Below are 19,317 nucleotides of genomic sequence, written 5' to 3'. Positions count from 1 at the left end.
CGATACGGTCAGCCGAGAGACTTCATAAAAAAATTATGATGTGACAATCAAAAATATGAACATTTTTTCGTGTCTCTTGTCTCATTATCGAAGAGTTATAAATCTATTTATTATGCAAACAATCTATTATTAGCATACAGAACAATAAATCATTTATTTTTGATTACGCTTACATTCAGACTTTCAGATCTATAGTTCATTGATAGCCTAATTGGTTGTGTATAGATCTTACTTAGGGACACCGTATGAAAATCTCGTTAACGAAACCTGTGCTTTCATCTCTTGATACTTTTCTAAAACTCATTGACGAATTATTTGCTTACGAAGCCCTACCGCAAAAGGTAGAGCAAACTGCAACAGCGGTTAAACAGCTATTAGCAACACCAGAGCTTGGACAAGCTTGGTTTATTGAAGTGGAAGAAAATGGCGAAAACTGTGTCGCAGGACACCTAGTGGTAAGTTATGCCTTTAGCCTTGAACATGGCGGTAAGGTAGGCTTTATTGATCAATTCTATTTAAAGCCAGAGTGGCGACAAAAAGGGATTGGCGCATCATTAATACCACAAGTTGAAGATCGTGTTATGAACGATGGTGTTAAAGCTCTATCACTGGAAGTGAATATCGGTAATGCTGGTGCTCGTACTTTCTACGAACGCCATGGCTTTGTACCACGTCGCCAGTTCTGTGTTATGACTAAAAACCTTGCTGAAAAAGCAGTGCCACTATATGTAGCATCGTAGCGATACCCTTTCGTTTTATATAAAAACATGTATTGAACTACTTTTATAGCCTTGCCATTTGCAAGGCTTTTTTATAACAAGCATATCAATTAATTGCCTGCTTATTTATAATCGTTACATCACGCCTTTTCATTTTAAATACCAAGGAATCAAATGGGTCTTTTCATCACTATCGGCATTATTGTTATTATTGCCCTTGCCTACATCAGCCTACGTAACAGTTTAATTGGTAAGAAAAACCAAGTTGCCAATGCAGAATCAAGTATTGATGTGATGTTAAAAAAACGTTTCGACTTACTACCAAATTTAATTGAAACCGCTAAAGCATATATGCAACATGAAAAGTCGGTATTAACTGAATTAACAGAGCTTCGTAACCAAGCGAGCAATGCCACCAGCACTGATACAAAAGCCGCTTTAGACAAGCAAGTTAGCACTGCACTATCTCACTTCCGCGTAGCTGTTGAAGCCTATCCAGAGTTAAAAGCGAACGATAATATTGATACTGTCATGCGTTCCATGAATGAAGTAGAAGCTCAACTGTCTGCAGCACGTCGTAATTTTAATGCCTCGGTTACTGATTTCAATAACGCTGTAGAAATGTTCCCATCAAGCATAATTGCTAATAGTATGAACCTAACGAAATTACCTTTGTTTGACATTCCAGAAGTAGAACACCAAAACGTGAACGCAGCTGAACTGTTTAATAACAAATAATCCAACAATAAGGTTTCACCATGGAAGATCGTATTTCAGCCTTATATGAACAAAAGCTGAGAACACAGCTATCCTCATTAGAGTCTACTCGCTTAGATGTCGTCAAACAGTTATGGATTGCGCTTGCGGTTGGAGTTATTACAGCTGCTATTGCGATCCCAACGGCACTCCATTTCAATGCGTTACCTTTTGGCATTATTGCGACCTTTATTGTTACTATTTTCATGTTGGGTAGGTTTTCAAAACAGAAGCAACAATACTGCGTAAGTTATAAACAGAAGGTGATCACTGCCCTACTAGCCAACATCAATGAGAGTTTTGATTATCAGCCTCTCGGCTCTATTTCCGAACAAGACTATAAAGCCTGCCAACTCTTTCCACAGCATTATGATAGCTTTCGTGGTGAAGACTTTGTCCAAGGTACAATCGGTAAAACGACACTGCGTTTTTCAGAATTAGAGACGCAAGTTAAAAAGCACCGCGTGAATCAAAAAGAAAACCGCGAGGAATGGGAAACCATTTTTCATGGAATACTATTTATTGCCGATGCCAATAAGCACTTCAATAACCAAACACTCATTTTACCAGCGAAAAATACATTTATTACCGCAATTGCTGATGCCGTATCTCATCTGTTTAACCGCGAAAATAAACGTGTAGATCTAGAAAATCCCCATTTTGAGCAACATTTTTCAGTCTATAGCAGCGATCAAATTGAAGCACGATACTTATTAACGCCTGCGATGATGGAACGACTAGTCGATTTTGTTACTAAAGCTAAAAATTGTATCTCGTTATCATTAATTGATAATAATATTTATATCGCGATAAGTAGTCATAAAAACTACTTTGAGCCCGCATTATTTACATCCTCGGATTCACTGGAATCTGTTCAAGCGATTGCCCGGGACTTAAAGTTTGTCATCGATATTGTCAGCGATTTAGATCTCAACACTCGCATCTGGACGAAGCGCTAATCCATACATTTAAAACTGTAATGGCACACTATTTATGAATAACCTTATTACTTATATTCTTGCTTTTAACGATGATGCCCCTGAGATTATCGATCGACAAAAACATCAGCAAACAGTGAAAGAAAACGAAACGAACATTCATTACACCGAAGAACGTGTGACATTCAGCAATGGCACTGTGATGTTAAAAACCACTGAGTTTGATGAAACGCTAGATGAACTGGACGATAGTGTATGCCCTGAATGTTGGATCAATTACGAAATTATTACCCAGCCAAACAAAGGTTTAATTACACCAAAGAAGAAAATATTTACTAGCCAATGCCAAGAGTCTTTTTGGCTCAAACTTCAAAAAATACGTACTAATCTACACTGACAGAGTTAATACTCTATATTTGAAGCATGAAAACAATCCCCTCATGCTTCTACTGCTGGAAGTGAGTCTTTTATTTAATCATCAGCTTATTACTTCTACTATTAGCTAACTGACCACGCTCCTCTTCCATCTAACTGTTAACTATGATCGCAGCCATTAGGTGGTAACACATTAATCCATAAAGTTTCACCTGATAACGTTACTTTTTTGCTATGACAAAGCGCTATCGCGTAGCGTTTACTTAATACTGAATGCTTATCAACTGTTTCTGTCGATAAAGTGATATGTAAATATTCGCCTGTTGGCCAACTTGTTTTCTGAAATACAGATAGTATCGTCTTGATATTCATCTGGGGAAAAACTAATAATTCCGGCTCATTCAATTTTTGGGACAACTGATAAGTTTTATCACCATTACTAAGTTGATAATTGATCGTATAATTATCAAACGCTTGAGCCATCGCCGCGTTACTCAACAACACAACCAATACAGATACAGTTTTAAAGATAAAAACCAATACAGATGTGATTTATGGCTAAGTATCAGCAACTTGTTAAGTCGATAATAGAAGACATTAGAGATAATACGCTTGTCGCTAATACAAAATTACCCTCATTGCGACAATTGGCAAAACAACATGAAGTCAGCATTTCAACTGCAGTAAATTGCTATCATGAGCTTGAATCTCAAGGCTGGATAATTGCTAAACCAAAGCAAGGCTTTTTTGTTCGTTCAATGGATCTGGGAGTCGCTCAACCTGAATTTAAACAGTTTGATAGTTATCAAACCTCTCCACGTCGAAATAAGACGCCTTACAGGGCAAATAATGGTGTGCTTGGGGTCACCTGTATGCCCATTGATAATGGGACCATTTCTGAATTAGATCGCTGTTTTATTCGTACTCTGAAACGCTATAGCTTAAAAACAAATCGTTATCCTGATCCTATTGGGGAACAAAGATTAAGAAAAGCAGTTTCAAGTCACTTCTGTAAAAAAGGCTTCCCCGTTGATCATAACCATCTTGTGATCACCCAAGGGGCTATGTCGGCAATCAATACAGCATTAAAGATCATTGCGAAACCTGGTGATACCGTTGCGATTAGCTCACCTTGTTTTAGTGGCTATATGGATCTTCTGGTTAATTTACAGCTGAAGGTTATTGAAATTCCATCAAATAAAGACGGGATAGATTTAAAGCAACTGGAACATCATTTACAACAGGGGAATATACAAATAGGGCTGTTTTCAACTACTTTTATGAATCCTCAAGGAATCACGTTAAGTGTTGAACAAAAACAAAAACTAGCAACACTATCAGCTCAATATCAAACACCAATCATTGAAGATGATGTCTATATTGAACTATCACATGATAGAACAATGCCATTACCTGCGAAATATTATGACAAAGATGGCTATATTATTTGGTGTGGTTCCATTTCTAAATCACTGTCTGCCAGTTACCGCTTAGGGTGGTGCTTGTCTGGACGCTATTTCTCTGAATTTAGTAATTATTATTCAGCAAGCTCGCGTGGCGTCTCCCAGCAGATCCAAAATGCCATTACCGAGTACTTTAATACTGGGCTGTATGATAAATACATCAGACGTCAATGTACTAACCTATCAAACAACATGTATCAATATCGCCACTATCTTAATCACCATCTACCTAAGCTCATCAAAATGAGCAATCCCAATGGCGGTATGACACTATGGATAGAAATAAAGAATCATAATGCAGAAATGTTTTCTCAACTCGTCAACACCAACCAACTAGATATAAGAGAAGGCTCTCTTTTTAGTTCTTTGCCAATATATGATAACTACATCAGGGTTAATATTGGCTATCCAATAGAGCAGGCAAAAGAGCAACTAGCGCTACTCGTAAAGTTAATAAAAGCTTCACAACGCGCTTAACTTACACGCCATTTTGACACACTCCACATCTGACTTATAAAACGTATCGCCAGATGTGGTAAGCCCTAAACGCTGGTAAAAACCAATGGCACTCGTTCGTGCATCACACCAGAAATATTCCACATTAGTCGTTTTTAGATAAGTAAAGAGCTCTTGGATCATCACAGTACCAATACCTTTACCTTGATATTCAGTGAGGGTGGCAAACTTACGTAGTCGGGCAACGTTTCCTTCGATATAAACCGAAGACACACAGACGAGCTCATTATTAATAAACGCCCCAAAGTGCGTTGCTGTCTCATCCCCTTCCACTTTACAAAAAAACTCAGGTTTAGACGGCCATAAAACACGATGCCGAACTGTTATTGCCTGCTGCCAGGTGATTGGTTTTATTTCCATTAATATTAAATCCATATAAAAAGAACCTACAACCTACTAAGCCATAACTTCGATTAATCCTTAGCATTAATAACCTACCTTTTAAACGTAAACGTTCCTATATGACGTTTAGTTTGGTAACGCACATCGTTATAATTACTGAGAAAGATTTCAATACTATGTATAAATTTTAGTGAGCTTGTTAAAAGGCGAAGCCCTATCTAGATAATTACTCTAAATAAGGCTTCTTCTTAAATCAGAAATTTTAAAATCGTGTTGAAATTTCTAAACTAACACTTTATTTCTTCTGGCTTAATGTGATGTTTGTATCTTGGATCAACGCATTACTTTTTGAGTTCTTAAATGCATCATCAACATCTTGAATATAGTAAACCGGTAATGATTCTTCATTTGCTACCGCTTTCCCTTCATCAGGACCTAAACACAGCATGGTTGTTGCCCACGCATCACCTTGAATAGGATCATTACCAAACACGGATGCTGAAACAAGATCATGGGTGATCGGTGCACCTGTTCTTGCATCAAGAATATGTGAGTAATCTTTTTTGCCATCCTTAAAGTTATGGTGATAAGTACCTGAAGTGTTTAGTGATACGCCATTCTCATCATTAATCGTTACGATTTGATAAGGATGAATACCGTCTTTTAGCGCTACAGGTTGTTCAATTGCCACACGCCACTTCTCACCCATTGGCTTATGACCTTTGATCTTCATATCGCCACCGAACTCAACCAAGTAGTTCTCAACACCATCCGACTCTAAAATTTGGCTTAAACGGCTAATCGCATAACCTTCACCCATTGAAGATAAATCAATTTGCAACTGGGGAATGGTTTTTCTGATACGTAAGTGTTCAGGATCTATTTCAATTTTATCAATACCAATATCAGCACGCACCTTTGCAATCTCGACGGCTGTTGGCACATTTAATTTATCACTTTGGAAACCCCAAAGTTTATATAAAGGCTGAATAGTTGGATCATAACAACCATGACTTTCTTCATTGATCGCCTTTGCTATAGACAACAAATAAATAAAATCTTTCGAGGCGGGTTGCCATTCCGTTGAGGTACTCTTATTGAACTTAGAAATATAAGAATCACCGCGATACGTTGAATATTCTTTATCAATCGCGTCTAATGCTTTATCAAACTGGGCTTGTACCTTCGTCGATGAAACATCATCTTTAGACCAATAACTTACATGGTAGCTAGTGCCTTCTGCATAGCCTGCGATTTTTTCTAATTTTGGAGGCTCACTACAGCCCGACAACATCATAGTTGCAGACAGTGTAAATAAAACAGCGCAGCTTGGCTTTAGGAAAACATTCGACGTTTTCGCAAACATACAAAAACCTTATTGATATATAAATATATGTAAAGTTTACCAACAGTTACCAAATACTACTAGACAAAGGCAAAACACCGCATCTAACGTGACCCCTAACAATGAATGAAGGCTTTGCCAAATCACTGGTTAAATGTACACTAGTTACGTTTTCAGTTACGCCAGAATATTTTCTATGTATACCCTTCGCCCTTATCAGCAAGACAGTGTTAACGCGACTATCCACTATTTTCGTAAACACAACACCCCAGCAGTATTAGCCCTACCGACAGGCGCAGGTAAAAGCCTTGTTGTCGCAGAGCTTGCCCGAATTGCTCGTGGGCGTGTTCTCGTGTTAACCCACGTTAAAGAGTTGGTAGAGCAAAACCATGCAAAATATGAAAGTTATGGTTTAAAAGCCTCTATTTTTTCTGCTGGATTAGGGCGAAAAGAAACCGACCAACAAGTGGTGTTTGCTTCTGTGCAATCAATGGCAAACAGCTTAGATAAATTCAAAGAACAATTTTCATTATTGGTCATTGATGAATGTCACCGTGTACCTGATGACGAAAACAGTGCTTATCGCAAAGTCATCAAACACGTTCAAGATGTTAATCCAAACATTAAAATCCTTGGCTTAACCGCGACACCTTATCGCTTAGGCATGGGTTGGATCTACAAATACCATACCCGAGGTCAGGTTCGTACCGAGCAAGATCGTTTCTTCCGCGACTGTATTTTTGAATTACCGATCCGCTATTTATTAGACGAAGGTTTCTTAACTGAGCCTAAAATCATGGATATGGCAGTGATTGGTTATGATTTCTCATCTATTACTCCTTCATCGACAGGCCATTACAAAGAAGCCGATTTAGATAGCGTGATTGGAAAATCAGAGCGTGCAACACCAATGATCATTGAACAAGTGATTGATTACGCAAAAGATCGTAAAGGTGTGATGATTTTCGCCTCAACAGTCAATCACGCCCAAGAAATCATGGGCTATTTATCAGGTGAAAATGCCGCGTTGGTTATTGGTGATACCCCTCTTGATGAACGCGATCGCATCATCAATGATTTTAAAGCGCAAAAGATTAAATACTTAGTTAACGTTTCGGTATTAACGACTGGCTTTGATGCGCCGCATGTTGATTTAATTGCTATTCTTCGCCCAACTGAATCTATCAGCTTATATCAACAAATTGTTGGTCGAGGATTACGTTTAGCTGATGGTAAAAAAGACTGTTTAGTTCTTGAATATGCTGGTAACTGTTACGATTTATACCAACCTGAAGTGGGTGATCCAAAACCCAACTCAGACAGTGAAGTCGTGATGGTACCTTGCCCTGCTTGTGGTTTTAAAAACAGTTTCTGGGGCAAACTCGATCCCGCAGGCTTCTTAGTTGAGCACTATGGACGTCGTTGCCAAGGCTATTTTGAAGATGATGAAACAGGCGAACGTGAAGAATGTGGTTATCGTTTCCGCGCCAAATACTGCGAAGAATGTGGCGCTGATAACGATATCGCCACAAGACGCTGCCACCTTTGTGATGCTGTTATGGTTGATCCTGATAAAAAACTGCGTGAGGCGTTAAAACTTAAAGACGCCATGATCATGAAGTGTACTGACATGCGCTTAGAGCCAGGCAAAAATAAATTCGAGAAGCCTCAGTTAAAAGTGATTTATGTCGGTGATGAAGGTAATGAAATTAACGAAGTGTGGACGCTTTCTAATAAAACCCAGAAGCAAGAATTTCTGAAGCGTTTTATCAATCCTCATTTAGTGGATCATCACCGCCCATTTACCGATACCGCACCAACAAAAGTGGCAAATAACGAGCACCGTTTACGTCCACCTGAAATTGTAATCGCCCGTAAAAATGGTCGATTTTGGGCTATTCGAGACAAGTTGTTCGATTTAGATCAATATCAAAAAGACTAAAGTCGTTAAGTTAATTTTAGTTTGTAACGGCATTGCCTATAGGTAATGCCAATTTCACAAAAACAGAAACGTGGCTGGGTTTATCCCTGCAAATTTGGCTCATTTAACTTTTTTGACCAGAAGCCTTACTATCTAAGGCTTGAAGGATCAAACATATACCAATTGAAACAACTCCAATCCAACCTGAGATAGACACCTTCTCACCAACAATGACAACAGCCAATACTGCTGCAACCACTGGCTCGAATAGAGTAAGTAGACAAGCATTACTAACATCAACATACCTTAACCCATAACCGTAGATAAGATAGCCTAAACACATTGGAATGATCGCCATATAGATCAACACAGAAGTATTATTGAAGTTGTTGAAAAGGTTCTCACCTGTGAACAATAAACTCGGCAACAACAATAGAGCGCCGCCCCCAAAAATGCTACCTAACGCCGCTTGCGATTTAATACCACTATCAATCATTCGCTTAGCTATCCATGAATAAATGGCATAACTTAAACCAGCAACTAAACCTAATACGATGCCAAATAAATAGGATATATTATTAAATTCTACTGCCCCGTCCGACTTAGCCGCTACCAACATTATGATCCCCCCCAAACCAAAAACGAAACTGACATACCATTGAATTGAAAACCTTTTAACCTTGCTAAAAAGACACTCAAGAAAAACGGTAAAAAAAGGAGCACTCGCAATCGATATCACTGTCCCAACAGTAACTCCCGACAACTTCATTGAGGTATAAAAAGCTAACGGATATACCGATAAAGCAAGACAACTTACCGCTAACAATAACTTGAGCGCCATGATCTGTTTGAAATGATGCATGATACTTCGCCAAGACAAAGCAGCTTGAATAACACCACTTGCGCCTGTTGCAAAGGCACCAATCGCTAATGGACTAAGTTGATCTGCAAAGCTGGCAGCAGTACCTGTTGTGCCCCACAATAAAGAGGCAAATAATATGGCTAACACTCCAAATTTGTATTGGCTTGTTGTTTGAATCGCTAAAGAAGACATGATTTTTTCTCTACAATGATATTGAATAGAGAAAAGAATACGGAGATTGACGAAGAGATACCTTGCAGAAAAGACGTAAAAAACGTCTATATAGACGCTATTGTCGAGCTAACTCACGCGGAGACAAACCAAAGTGAATTGAAAAACGGCGACTAAACGCAGATGAATCGGTATAACCGACTCGCTCTGCTATCAATTGAACGGGTAAATCAGTGTGCGTAAGTAACGCCTTCGCTTTCTCCATTCGTTGAACTTTAATGTACTGTAATGTGCTGACACCAACATTCTGTTTAAATAGTTTTTTAAACTGAGTCGGACTTAAACAGGCAATCTTAGCTAATTCATTAATCGACAAATTTTCACCTATGTTTTCGATAATATGGCTTTGTACGTCTCGAACTCTGGGATCAACAGGTTTAGCATGGGTCTGCTGTTCTAAAAGTATTGAGAAGACATTCATCATCGAGCTTTCTAATCCATTATCAACTTGGTGTTGTAACTGTTTTTCAACGAAATGGAGATAGCTTAACAGTGGTGGTGTGACTGAAAATACAACCAAGCCCCCGCTAATAAAATGCTCTGGTAAAATATCCAAATCTGCCACAATAAAACGCGCCATTTCATCAGCTTTAAAGCTATGCTGAATACCTGCAGGAATCACAACGCATTCACCCACTGTCACCTTACCGGCAAAGTTTGGCATCTCAATCGCGATATTACCGTGAATAGGCAATACCAATTGATGGTAACTCTCATGCGAGTGCGTCTCTAGTTGCTTAGTATAAGCACGAATACTAAGGCTGTTTTTCGTATCAGACATAAATAAACACACGTAATTTCATACAGGTATGCCGAGTATAACCAGTCAAAGACACAACGCAAAGCGGTGAGACTGTTCGCTTTAACCGTCAATCACGACCAAAAATCGTAGCCTATCTTGCTGCCACAATAATGATGCAAACATTGAAAGAGCCATGATCATGAAAGTTCTTCGAGATAGAAAATGAACGGATATTTTGAAAGATCTAGAAGTTAGTCATTAGTGAGTTAACTTAACTACTAACTCATTTGTGGACATAAATGAGTTAGATTCTTTGCTCTATTTGGGGCGATTCGTATTAGAAAATATATGGAAAATCTATTTTAACTCTTGGTTTATCGTAAAAACCTTCGTCACAGATTTCCAATAAGTCATACTCGAACAGTAGGTTTTACACATCACACTGCCAAACTCATATCAGTAACGACCATCCCCTCTCTAACTTCATATTTCGAGCATTTTATATTAAGCCACTGAGCAAGAAATGGCCCAGACCGAGCAACATATTGCCCAAGCGGGCAATATATTGCTCAATATTTAAAAGCATAAAAAAGAAAAGCTCATATTTTTCATGCAGCTAAAAGTTGGCACACTTCATGCTTTAACAGCACGTCGTCACAGCACAGGCTGTGTAATTTAATCCATCATAAAATAGGATACTAAGATGCCAACTCCTTGTTATATCTCAATCCAAGGCCAAACTCAGGGTAACATCACAGCGGGTGCATTCACGGCTGATTCTGTCGGTAACATCTATGTTGAAGGTCACGAAGACCAAATGCTTGTTCAAGAATTCAAGCACGTTGTTACTGTTCCTACAGACCCACAATCAGGTCAGCCTTCAGGTCAACGTGTTCACAAACCATTTAAATTTACCGTGGCACTGAACAAAGCTGTTCCTCTGATGTACAACTCATTGGCATCAGGTGAAATGCTACCGTCTGTAGAGCTGAAGTGGTACCGCACATCGGTTGAAGGTAAGCAAGAGCACTACTTCACTACAACGCTGACCGATGCAACGATTGTTGATATCAACACCCACATGCCACACTGCCAAGACTCATCAAAAGAAGACTTCACTCAGCTTATCGAAGTATCAATGTCTTACCGTGCAATTAACTGGGATCACACGGTATCGGGCACATCAGGTGCAGATGACTGGCGTGCACCGCTAGAAGCGTAATCGCCCCCCACTATGTCTCAGCCTACACACACTGTGTAGGCAGCTTTTCGTTTATGCCTTTGCTAAATACGCCGAAAGGCCGACGTTAGCAAAGGTTTAATCACGAGGTCAGTATGGCAACAAAAACGGGTTTGCAATTTACTTTTGAAGTCGATGGGCTAGATACTGATGCCTTTGCCGTCACGCAATTTTCAGGCACTGACAGTCTGTCTTTGCCTTTCGCCTTTACCATCGACTTAGCCAGTCGTCACCCTGCCTATACGCCGCAAGAGACCGTTGATAACACGGCCACACTCACGGTCTGGCGAGACGGTGAGCAGCAACAACAATGGCATGGCATTATTCGACGTTTTACCCAGGGTGACACAGGCCATCACCACACCTTGTATCAGGTAGAATTTGTACCGCCAGCAGCCCGCCTCGCGTTGCGCCATAATAGCCGAATTTTTCAAACACAAACGGTGCCTGAAATTATCTCGGTGATATTACAAGAATTAGGGATTACCGATGTTGATTTCGTCTTAACGCGAGATTACGTACAGCGTGAATATTGCGTCCAGTACCGTGAAACAGATTTAGCCTTTATCGACCGCATTGCCGCAGAAGAAGGCCTGTTTTATAGCTTTGTCCATGATAATAAAAAGAATACCCTGCGCTTTTCTGATGACACCCAAAGTGCCGCTCGACTGACGGAACCACTGCCCTATAACAGCCGCAGTGGTGGTCAAAGTGGCGTGCCTTTTGTGCGCACCTTTGCTCGCCATACGCAAATTCGCCCATCGTCTGCGCAACTCAAAGATTACAGTTTTAAAAAGCCGGCTTATAGCTTCTTACAAACTGCCAATCCGAAAGAAGCCGATTACCAGCAAGCCAATTACGAACATTACGATTACCCAGGGCGTTACAAAGACGATGCCAGTGGTAAGCCGTTTACTTCTTTTCGACTCGAAGCATTACGTCGTGATGCCAATACGGCCTATGGTGAAAGTAACACCCACGGTTTAATTGCAGGGGTGAACTTTGCCTTGCAAGAGCACGATGATGAGCAATGTAATGACGAATGGCTCGTGGTGGCGGTTAACCATATGGGTACGCAACCGCAAGCATTAGAAGAAGCGGGCGGACAAGGTGTAACCACCTATAACAATGATTTTATTGTGATACCCGGTCATCGTCCATGGCGAGCACCCTACACGGCTAAACCTCGTGTAGACGGCCCACAAATTGCGATGGTGGTGGGCCCTGAAGGCGAAGAGATTTACTGTGATGAATACGGTCGGGTAAAAGTCCAGTTCCCATGGGACAGATACAGTAACAGTGATGATAATGCGAGTTGCTGGATACGTGTCTCCCAAGGTTGGGCTGGTAGCCAATATGGCATGCTCGCACTACCGCGTATTGGTCATGAAGTGATTGTTGATTTTCTGGAGGGTGATCCAGACCAACCTATTATCACAGGCCGTACTTACCATGCGACCAACAAGCCCCCTTACCCGTTACCGGCGAATAAAACCCGCACGGTATTGCGCACGGAAACTCACCAAGGTGATGGCTATAACGAGCTGCGCTTTGAAGACCAAGCAGGCAAAGAAGAAATCTATGTTCACGCGCAAAAAGACGTGAACATGTTGGTGAAAAATGATCGCAAAGACGACATCAAACACGATTTACACCTAGATGTAGACAATGAACGCTTCACCCACATCAAAACCCACGACCACCTAACCGTAGACGGTGAAAGCCGTACTCATGTAAAAGCCGATCAAACTGTCGCGGTTGATGGCAGCTTACACATGAAACAAGGCCAAGCATTACTTGTGGATGCAGGAAATGAAGTGCATTTAAAAGGTGGTTCAAAAGTGGTGATAGAGGCAGGTGCAGAGCTTACCTTAAAAGCCGGCGGCAGCTTCATCAAAATCGACGCATCAGGCGTATCGCTCTCAGGGGCAGCAGTCAATATAAATGCGGGGGGAAGTGCTGGCAGTGGTACGAGCTATGGCGGTATTGCCCCAATGTTGCCTGGTGCCGTAGAGCCAGCTCAAGCATTAGATGCAACAACTGCGATTAATTGGCCCCAGCAGCTTGAGGCCATGAAAGGTAAAGTGCCAGTTTGTGAGGTATGTATGGAGAATGCTCAATGAGTTTTACCACTAAGCTCCCTTTGCCGATCCCTGATTTTAATGTCAGCGATGAACAGCACTGTTTTCTTATTCTTGATGGCAGCCAAATTGATAAACTCGAGCTGTTATTGCTTCAACAAGATTTTCAACCACAAGTTATTTGTCCAACGCGCTTTTTACCATTAAGGGAGGTTTCAGCGTTTATTGTAACGCTGACACCCGAGGCCATTGCTTGGTTTATAAGATATAACCATGCCAATGTTGGGTATATCGTTCAAAGTGATACCAATATCGAACAGCTTGCTAATAAACTGTCGGACTGCTTTGAAGTGCTTTCGGTCTATGGCTCTAAGGTCTTTTTTAAAGTAGGCCAGCCAGAGGCGATGAATGTGATGTTAAGTGACCAAGCATGTCATCTTTGGGCGTGTTTATCGAAGGTTTGGCTACCTACACGAGAGGGATGAGTTTTACTGAATAACGATGAAACTGTGAAAACACAATCACGACCAGAAACCTATAAATTGTCTGAACGACAATGGCAGCAATTGGGTGATATCACTCGCCGCAATACCGTAGAGAAAGTCAATCAACATTTAAATACTTATTTTCCCGCGGTCCTTCACCAGCACAATGCTCCTTTTTTATGGATAAAGGAATGGGTACACAATGCCCATAACATGCAATTTGAAACTGATAGTGATGTCCTGCATTTTTTCAATATTCTCGCACTCCTCGGGGAAGAGGTATTCAACACAGAACGGTTTCCACATATCAAGCATTTATTAGAAACCCCATCAGCACAAACGCCGTCAATGCGCGTAGCTATTGCTGATGAACTCGCTCATAAGGAGGTCTCCCATGCCAACTGATGCTTACAATGCTGCCCAAACAGGGGGAACAACCAACCCGAGTTCTCCGGCAGGAACCTGTCCGTTTCAACTAAAAGAAGTGGGTATTATTCCGGTTCGATACGCACTAGATGGTGCGATTGACAATGAACCATTATACCCATTACCTGATGGTGCAAATTGGAAACCACCTTTCAAGCTTAATCAGCAATATAACTTGCGCCAATTGCGTGATGGTTGGTTATACGTGTTTAGTAAAAAACTCGGTAAGCTGCACACCTACAAAGTTGAAGGTGACATATTCACAGCGCATCATGAAGGTGGGACTTGTGCAGCATGTTTAACCTATGATAGCGACGATACGCTTTGGCTCAGCTTTGCACCTAATGCATGGACCGAGCGACTTATCACACTGTTTAGTGGCATCGATGAGGGTAAAACGCATCGTAATCAGTGGATGCGAAAATTAGATATCAAGGCGTTTAAGCAGCACATGGTGGCGCCTCACTGTGGTTTAGCGAAAGATCTAGAAGCGTCTATGGCTGATATTGGCGCTGTGAGTCAAGATATCATCAATAGCTTTACCGTAACCTCTACCCCACTAGAGGCAGAGACGTCATCACCAAACAGTGAATTTATCAAAGTAAAACAAGCCGGCTCAGCACCGACACATCAAGCCGCACTTCCGCAAGCAAATATCGAAAATGGTTTATTCATTGCTCTAGACGATCCGCTGGCAGATATCACTGATATTGCATTGAAATTAGGCACATTACATGCGCAGAAAGAGTTGGTGTTTGGTGATGATGAAGACAAGCACAAGCTGTTGATGTCAGATCTCGTTCGTTCTATTGCACATGTTCCGTATGACCCAAAAAATGCGCCATCTGCTTTACAGAAAAAACTGAAAGATAACCCTCAAGAAACGTTAAAATTTGAAGCGACGTTAAATGAATACTTAGTCATAGAATCCGGTTTAAATCAGTACAAGTATGATCATAATGCTTTTGAAGGCGTGAAAACATTAGAGCCCAGAAAACAAGAGCTGTTAGCTGAATTGAAAAATCAATTTTCTTATCAACCTACAGCTAAAGATACGGCTAATTATGAACAACGTAACAAAAATATTAGTGAGATCAACTGGGAGGGAATGTCTACTTTTTTAAATGGCAAGTATAGTGAGCTTGATGAACTAAAAGGCGACGTTGCTCCAATAAAAGAAGATCTCGACAACGCCATAATCTCATTGGGCGTTAATGCATTACGTGTTGGTGTTGATATTGAAAACGAGCAAGGACAAAGCTTCTTCAATCAACTTTTTTTACAATTATTTACTTTAATGACAGCAGTATCAAGCGACTGGAAAGCTCCAAAAAATCAGTCATTGATGGCACTTGCGCCTTATTATTACAGCCCTGAATTTCAATCTGTGATATTCCAAAAAATATCGAATGATGCGGTTTCATTTTCAAATGCTAGTGATGATACTAATATGGTCTCTCGTCTTGGTGAAATCTACGGATGGCTTGATGACGGACGAATTCCTGATACCGATGATACGATAAAGGCTGCAATTAATAACGTTCTAAGTGCAGCTAAAAAAGCATTTTCAAAGGCAGGTAACTCAGCTTGGGAAGGGCTTCTTGATGGTTTATTTCCTTTTCAGACACATGGAGAAAATAACCTCGCTTCAGGGCTCAGGTTTATTGTTGCACGCAGTCTGATCAGCGATGATAGCAAGATTACGTTTTCTAAAGATTATGTCAAAAACCTTGAAGCATTCAATAGTAAATTGACCCCTTTTCTGCAAACAGCTCAACGGCAATCTAGTCATCTTCATGCCCAAAATACGACGGCAATGCGTGATGCTCTGGGGGCGACGAAACAAAAAATCGCAGATCTTATTGCCAGTGAAATGCCATTACTGATTAAGCTCGATAAAGAAGCCATGACGGCTGTAAGAACCAAACTAACAGGCTATTTTTCAGGGCTGCGAGAGCGCACGATTTCGATGGTTGGAAAAGCGAATAAGTCATTAGAAAGCATTAACGGTGCCGATACTGTTATCGGTGGGTTTGCCGCGATCTGTAACTTATGGAACTTAATGGTTGTCTCGCAACAAGTTACTACAAAGCTTAAACAAGCCGGTACCCCACAAGAGCAAGTGGATGTCTATATCGAACTTGCTTCGACGGTTTCATGGACACTTTCTGCGTTTGCCGGAGTGGGACGTGATGCGCAGGTGATTGCTAATGAATTTGTAAACAAATCAGTTCAATCTGCTTTGAGACAAGCTAGCAATATTGAACAAGTGGCGATAAAACGCTTTGCAGCAGCTGCGAAAGTGACCGCGATATTTGGGTTCTTTGCGGCGAGTACGGAAGGTTATTTAACTTTTAAGCAAGCTTATAATTCGGATGATTGGTTTGAGGCAACACTATTAACAGGTAAAGGTTTTGCCCTTGGGGCTCAAGGTATAGTATCAGGCTTTCAATTATTTAACTTGGCGAGCCAGACTGTTATTCTCGGAGAAATTATTGCAGCCTGGATGGTCAGTACCCTATTTTATGCAGGTATTGCCTATCTCATCTTCTCGGGTCTGTATAACTATTTTCATCGCGATGAAATGCAAAAATGGTTACGAGGTTCAAGTTGGGGGAAATCACCAATAAAACAAACAGCTAAACAGGAGTTAATGGGATTAGAAGACATTATTTGGAAGCCCAATATTGAACTGACTACAAAGAGCGTCGATATTTATTTACCGTCTTATCTCTTCGATGATGAGAAGCAACATTACGATTTAAAAGTAGTGGTAAATAAAAAGAAGAGTACTTCTTATGCTGACATTGCAACAGAAATGAAAAAACCATCGAAGCTGAAAGTTGACGTCACTCAACGTAAACGCAAGAAAACGTCAAACGGTGTCTCTTATATTACAGTTCCTGTGACCTATGACGAAGGTGATACTGTTGTTATTGCGATAAACTATGACAGGGCATGGACGGAAAGTTGCCAAAGTTATGTGGGGAAACTGACCTCAACAGGCACATTTGATTTAAAGAAAACTCAAGACGTTATACGTCATCATAATGGCGTGGCTGGTCTAAAGCTCCCTACCGCAGGATAAAGAAAAATGGATAAAGAACAAAAAATTGAACGATTATATGCCACCTCTCCCGTCTATGAGTGGGAGCTCATCGTGAATCCAGATAGTAGTCGAACAAAAGTAGCATTTGTTTTTTTTCTTATACCAATGCTTATTAGTCTGACCGTTTTGTTTTCTACTTGGAATAGTCATGGACTTTTGATTGCAGGGGCGTTTGCATTGACTGCTTTATGGGTTGCACCTTGGATCCGCTACCTAATAAAGGCAGACAAACGTTACTATTACGCCATCAATCAGTACGGAATTTATTCAACAAAAGAAGATATTATTCCTGAAATTGCTTACACCATTGTAAGACGCTCAGCATGGGTTGGCTGCGCTATCTGTATCTTTGCGGCAATATTCATTGGGCCGATGGCATTTGTAGGGGCTGGCGGTGCGGCATTAATGTCATTTAGTATGACAAACTTTCGTCCTAAACCGCACAAAAGCCAATGTTTGTTTGATGGCTACGCTAAATTAGACAACATTGACGGAAATATATACGAATTATGCACAGCGAATTACCATTATGGATTTGATTTAATTATTCCAAAAAGTAAATTAGCGCCATTTATTAAGGTCATAAAACAATATAACGATACTTTTGAAGAAGAATTTGTTGATTTATATAAAGATTCTAAATTTCAATCTCGTCCAGTTATCCTTGAAATTGTTCGATAACGAATCTTTTTTCAACTAAACCGCTCTCTATGGGCGGTTTTTTTATAGCGTCAGTAGATTGACGAACATAAACTCTGGCTTTTATTGCTATGACCAAGTTTGAATTTCAAGCCGATTATTGCCCAGCTGGTTATAGGTGTATTCTCAGCGAGGTTAAGTACGCCTACACCGAGATGATATGAATGGAAACACTCGATAAAGAACAACAAATTGAACGATTATATGCCACCGCTCCCGTCTATGAGTGGGAGCTCATCGTGAATCCAAATAGTACTCGCACAAAGTTAACATATGTTTTTTTCTTGTACCAATGCTTATTGGTCTGATTATTTTATATACTCATCCGGATAGCGTAGGACTTTTATTTGCAGGAGCGTGTGCATTGACTGCTTTATGGGCTGCTCCTTGGTGGCGTTATTTACTTAACGCAGACAAACGTTACTATTACGCCATCAATCAGTATGGCATTTATTTAACAAGAGAAGATATAATTCCCGAAATTGCTTACACCATTGTAAGACGCTCGGCATGGGTAGGCTGCGCTATTTGTATCTTTGCGGCAATATTCATTGGGCCGATCGCATTTGTGGGGGCTGGCGGTGCGGCATTAATGTCATTTGGTATGACAAACTTTCGTCCTAAGCCATATAAACATCAATGTTTGTTCGATGGGTACGCGCAACTCGAGTATTATGAAAGCTGTAAATCTTTTATTAATACAAAAGAGAGCTTTTTTCTTTCACTAATTCCGAAACAAAAGCTTAAAGAAATAGAAAGTGTGCTCGCTAAGTTTAATGATACTTTTGAAACAGAGTATATCGATGACTTAAAAGATGCTCCTCGATTTCAAGCTCACCGAGTTATCCTAGAGGTTGTTCGATAACGAATCTTTTTTTCAACTAAACCGCTCTTTATGGGCGGTTTTTTTATAGCGTTATTAGAATGACGAACATCAACTCTGGCTTTTATTGCTATGACCAAGTTTGAATTGCAAGCCAATTATTGCCCAGCTGCTTATAGGTGTATTCTCAACGAGACTTAGTAACTTAAAGAATACTAGACAGCAAAATATCGACGAATAACAT

The 19,317-nt window shown here is 40.4% G+C and carries 18 protein-coding genes; 13 read left to right on the top strand and 5 right to left on the bottom strand.

All coding sequences use genetic code 11. The features are described from left to right. The first annotated feature begins 245 nt into the window (after nt 1–245). The 4 genes from SKA34_RS10605 (at nt 246) to SKA34_RS10590 (ending at nt 2,810) form a co-directional block, all read left to right on the top strand. Nucleotides 246–740: an N-acetyltransferase gene (locus SKA34_RS10605; protein WP_006645522.1), complete on the top strand. Its 495-nt coding sequence runs from the start codon at nt 246–248 to the stop codon at nt 738–740. 153 nt (nt 741–893) lie between these two features. Then, a complete protein-coding gene (locus tag SKA34_RS10600; protein ID WP_006645521.1) occupies nt 894–1,457 on the top strand; it encodes a LemA family protein in 564 nt (187 codons plus the stop codon). Nucleotides 1,458–1,477: 20 nt separating this feature from the next. Continuing rightward, on the top strand, nt 1,478–2,434 hold the full coding sequence (locus SKA34_RS10595) for a DUF3137 domain-containing protein (protein WP_006645520.1): 957 nt from the start codon (nt 1,478–1,480) through the stop codon (nt 2,432–2,434). Between the two features lie 34 nt (nt 2,435–2,468). Next, the gene (locus SKA34_RS10590; protein ID WP_006645519.1) at nt 2,469–2,810 is read left to right on the top strand and encodes a hypothetical protein; all 342 of its coding nucleotides are present in this window, start codon (nt 2,469–2,471) and stop codon (nt 2,808–2,810) included. Between the two features lie 137 nt (nt 2,811–2,947). On the opposite strand, the gene SKA34_RS10585 is transcribed toward SKA34_RS10590, so the two are convergent. Beyond that, nucleotides 2,948–3,292, bottom strand: coding sequence for a hypothetical protein (locus tag SKA34_RS10585; protein ID WP_232284268.1), 345 nt, complete (start codon nt 3,290–3,292; stop codon nt 2,948–2,950). Nucleotides 3,293–3,342: 50 nt separating this feature from the next. Between SKA34_RS10585 and SKA34_RS10580 the strand changes: the two genes are divergently transcribed. Then, nucleotides 3,343–4,728, top strand: coding sequence for a PLP-dependent aminotransferase family protein (locus tag SKA34_RS10580; RefSeq protein ID WP_006645517.1), 1,386 nt, complete (start codon nt 3,343–3,345; stop codon nt 4,726–4,728). On the opposite strand, the gene SKA34_RS10575 is transcribed toward SKA34_RS10580, so the two are convergent. Together SKA34_RS10575 and SKA34_RS10570 are read right to left on the bottom strand one after the other, a co-directional pair. Beyond that, on the bottom strand, nt 4,714–5,142 hold the full coding sequence (locus tag SKA34_RS10575) for a GNAT family N-acetyltransferase (protein WP_006645516.1): 429 nt from the start codon (nt 5,140–5,142) through the stop codon (nt 4,714–4,716). The two genes, SKA34_RS10580 and SKA34_RS10575, sit on opposite strands and share 15 nt — an antisense overlap. 262 nt (nt 5,143–5,404) lie before the next feature. Next, nucleotides 5,405–6,475, bottom strand: coding sequence for an FAD:protein FMN transferase (locus SKA34_RS10570; protein WP_006645515.1), 1,071 nt, complete (start codon nt 6,473–6,475; stop codon nt 5,405–5,407). Nucleotides 6,476–6,650: 175 nt separating this feature from the next. Here SKA34_RS10570 and SKA34_RS10565 point away from each other — a divergent pair, with 175 nt between their 5' ends. Beyond that, nucleotides 6,651–8,396, top strand: a complete 1,746-nt coding sequence (locus tag SKA34_RS10565; protein ID WP_006645514.1) for a DEAD/DEAH box helicase — start codon at nt 6,651–6,653, stop codon at nt 8,394–8,396. A gap of 103 nt (nt 8,397–8,499) precedes the next feature. Here the strand turns inward: SKA34_RS10565 and SKA34_RS10560 are convergent, their stop codons facing one another. Together SKA34_RS10560 and SKA34_RS10555 are read right to left on the bottom strand one after the other, a co-directional pair. Then, nucleotides 8,500–9,429 carry a DMT family transporter gene (locus SKA34_RS10560; protein WP_006645513.1) on the bottom strand — a complete coding sequence of 310 codons (930 nt, stop codon included), beginning with the start codon at nt 9,427–9,429 and terminating at the stop codon, nt 8,500–8,502. Nucleotides 9,430–9,526: 97 nt separating this feature from the next. Next, nucleotides 9,527–10,249, bottom strand: coding sequence for an AraC family transcriptional regulator (locus SKA34_RS10555; protein WP_006645512.1), 723 nt, complete (start codon nt 10,247–10,249; stop codon nt 9,527–9,529). A gap of 664 nt (nt 10,250–10,913) precedes the next feature. Between SKA34_RS10555 and SKA34_RS10550 the strand changes: the two genes are divergently transcribed. From SKA34_RS10550 to SKA34_RS22595, 7 genes are all read left to right on the top strand, one after another. Continuing rightward, on the top strand, nt 10,914–11,432 hold the full coding sequence (locus SKA34_RS10550) for an Hcp family type VI secretion system effector (RefSeq protein WP_006645511.1): 519 nt from the start codon (nt 10,914–10,916) through the stop codon (nt 11,430–11,432). Nucleotides 11,433–11,545: 113 nt separating this feature from the next. Then, on the top strand, nt 11,546–13,573 hold the full coding sequence (locus SKA34_RS10545) for a type VI secretion system Vgr family protein (protein ID WP_006645510.1): 2,028 nt from the start codon (nt 11,546–11,548) through the stop codon (nt 13,571–13,573). Further along, on the top strand, nt 13,570–14,016 hold the full coding sequence (locus SKA34_RS10540; protein WP_006645508.1) for a DUF4123 domain-containing protein: 447 nt from the start codon (nt 13,570–13,572) through the stop codon (nt 14,014–14,016). Before SKA34_RS10545 ends, SKA34_RS10540 begins: the two co-directional genes overlap by 4 nt. A 24-nt stretch (nt 14,017–14,040) precedes the next feature. Continuing rightward, the gene (locus SKA34_RS10535; protein WP_006645507.1) at nt 14,041–14,421 is read left to right on the top strand and encodes a hypothetical protein; all 381 of its coding nucleotides are present in this window, start codon (nt 14,041–14,043) and stop codon (nt 14,419–14,421) included. Further along, nucleotides 14,411–17,530 (top strand): toxin VasX, encoded by a 3,120-nt coding sequence (locus SKA34_RS10530; RefSeq protein WP_006645506.1) that lies wholly within the window; start codon nt 14,411–14,413, stop codon nt 17,528–17,530. The genes SKA34_RS10535 and SKA34_RS10530 overlap by 11 nt, the downstream gene beginning before the upstream one ends. 6 nt (nt 17,531–17,536) lie before the next feature. Further along, nucleotides 17,537–18,232, top strand: a complete 696-nt coding sequence (locus SKA34_RS10525; protein WP_006645505.1) for a hypothetical protein — start codon at nt 17,537–17,539, stop codon at nt 18,230–18,232. 382 nt (nt 18,233–18,614) lie between these two features. Beyond that, nucleotides 18,615–19,115, top strand: coding sequence for a hypothetical protein (locus SKA34_RS22595; protein ID WP_232284267.1), 501 nt, complete (start codon nt 18,615–18,617; stop codon nt 19,113–19,115). Nucleotides 19,116–19,317 lie beyond the last annotated feature (202 nt).

The organism is Photobacterium sp. SKA34, from assembly GCF_000153325.1.
Classification (GTDB): domain Bacteria; phylum Pseudomonadota; class Gammaproteobacteria; order Enterobacterales; family Vibrionaceae; genus Photobacterium.
Note: the sequence above shows the minus strand (reverse complement) of the source record. Positions and strands in the feature narration are given on the sequence as shown.

Coding starts and splice junctions, on each gene's coding strand:
- SKA34_RS10530 (WP_006645506.1), top strand. CDS start 14,411: ATGCCAACTGATGCTTACAATGCTGCCCAAACAGGGGGAACAACCAAC.
- SKA34_RS10600 (WP_006645521.1), top strand. CDS start 894: ATGGGTCTTTTCATCACTATCGGCATTATTGTTATTATTGCCCTTGCC.
- SKA34_RS10605 (WP_006645522.1), top strand. CDS start 246: ATGAAAATCTCGTTAACGAAACCTGTGCTTTCATCTCTTGATACTTTT.
- SKA34_RS10550 (WP_006645511.1), top strand. CDS start 10,914: ATGCCAACTCCTTGTTATATCTCAATCCAAGGCCAAACTCAGGGTAAC.
- SKA34_RS10570 (WP_006645515.1), bottom strand. CDS start 6,475: ATGTTTGCGAAAACGTCGAATGTTTTCCTAAAGCCAAGCTGCGCTGTT.
- SKA34_RS10545 (WP_006645510.1), top strand. CDS start 11,546: ATGGCAACAAAAACGGGTTTGCAATTTACTTTTGAAGTCGATGGGCTA.
- SKA34_RS10590 (WP_006645519.1), top strand. CDS start 2,469: ATGAATAACCTTATTACTTATATTCTTGCTTTTAACGATGATGCCCCT.
- SKA34_RS10565 (WP_006645514.1), top strand. CDS start 6,651: ATGTATACCCTTCGCCCTTATCAGCAAGACAGTGTTAACGCGACTATC.
- SKA34_RS10575 (WP_006645516.1), bottom strand. CDS start 5,142: ATGGATTTAATATTAATGGAAATAAAACCAATCACCTGGCAGCAGGCA.
- SKA34_RS10555 (WP_006645512.1), bottom strand. CDS start 10,249: ATGTCTGATACGAAAAACAGCCTTAGTATTCGTGCTTATACTAAGCAA.
- SKA34_RS10580 (WP_006645517.1), top strand. CDS start 3,343: ATGGCTAAGTATCAGCAACTTGTTAAGTCGATAATAGAAGACATTAGA.
- SKA34_RS10560 (WP_006645513.1), bottom strand. CDS start 9,429: ATGTCTTCTTTAGCGATTCAAACAACAAGCCAATACAAATTTGGAGTG.
- SKA34_RS10540 (WP_006645508.1), top strand. CDS start 13,570: ATGAGTTTTACCACTAAGCTCCCTTTGCCGATCCCTGATTTTAATGTC.
- SKA34_RS10595 (WP_006645520.1), top strand. CDS start 1,478: ATGGAAGATCGTATTTCAGCCTTATATGAACAAAAGCTGAGAACACAG.
- SKA34_RS10525 (WP_006645505.1), top strand. CDS start 17,537: ATGGATAAAGAACAAAAAATTGAACGATTATATGCCACCTCTCCCGTC.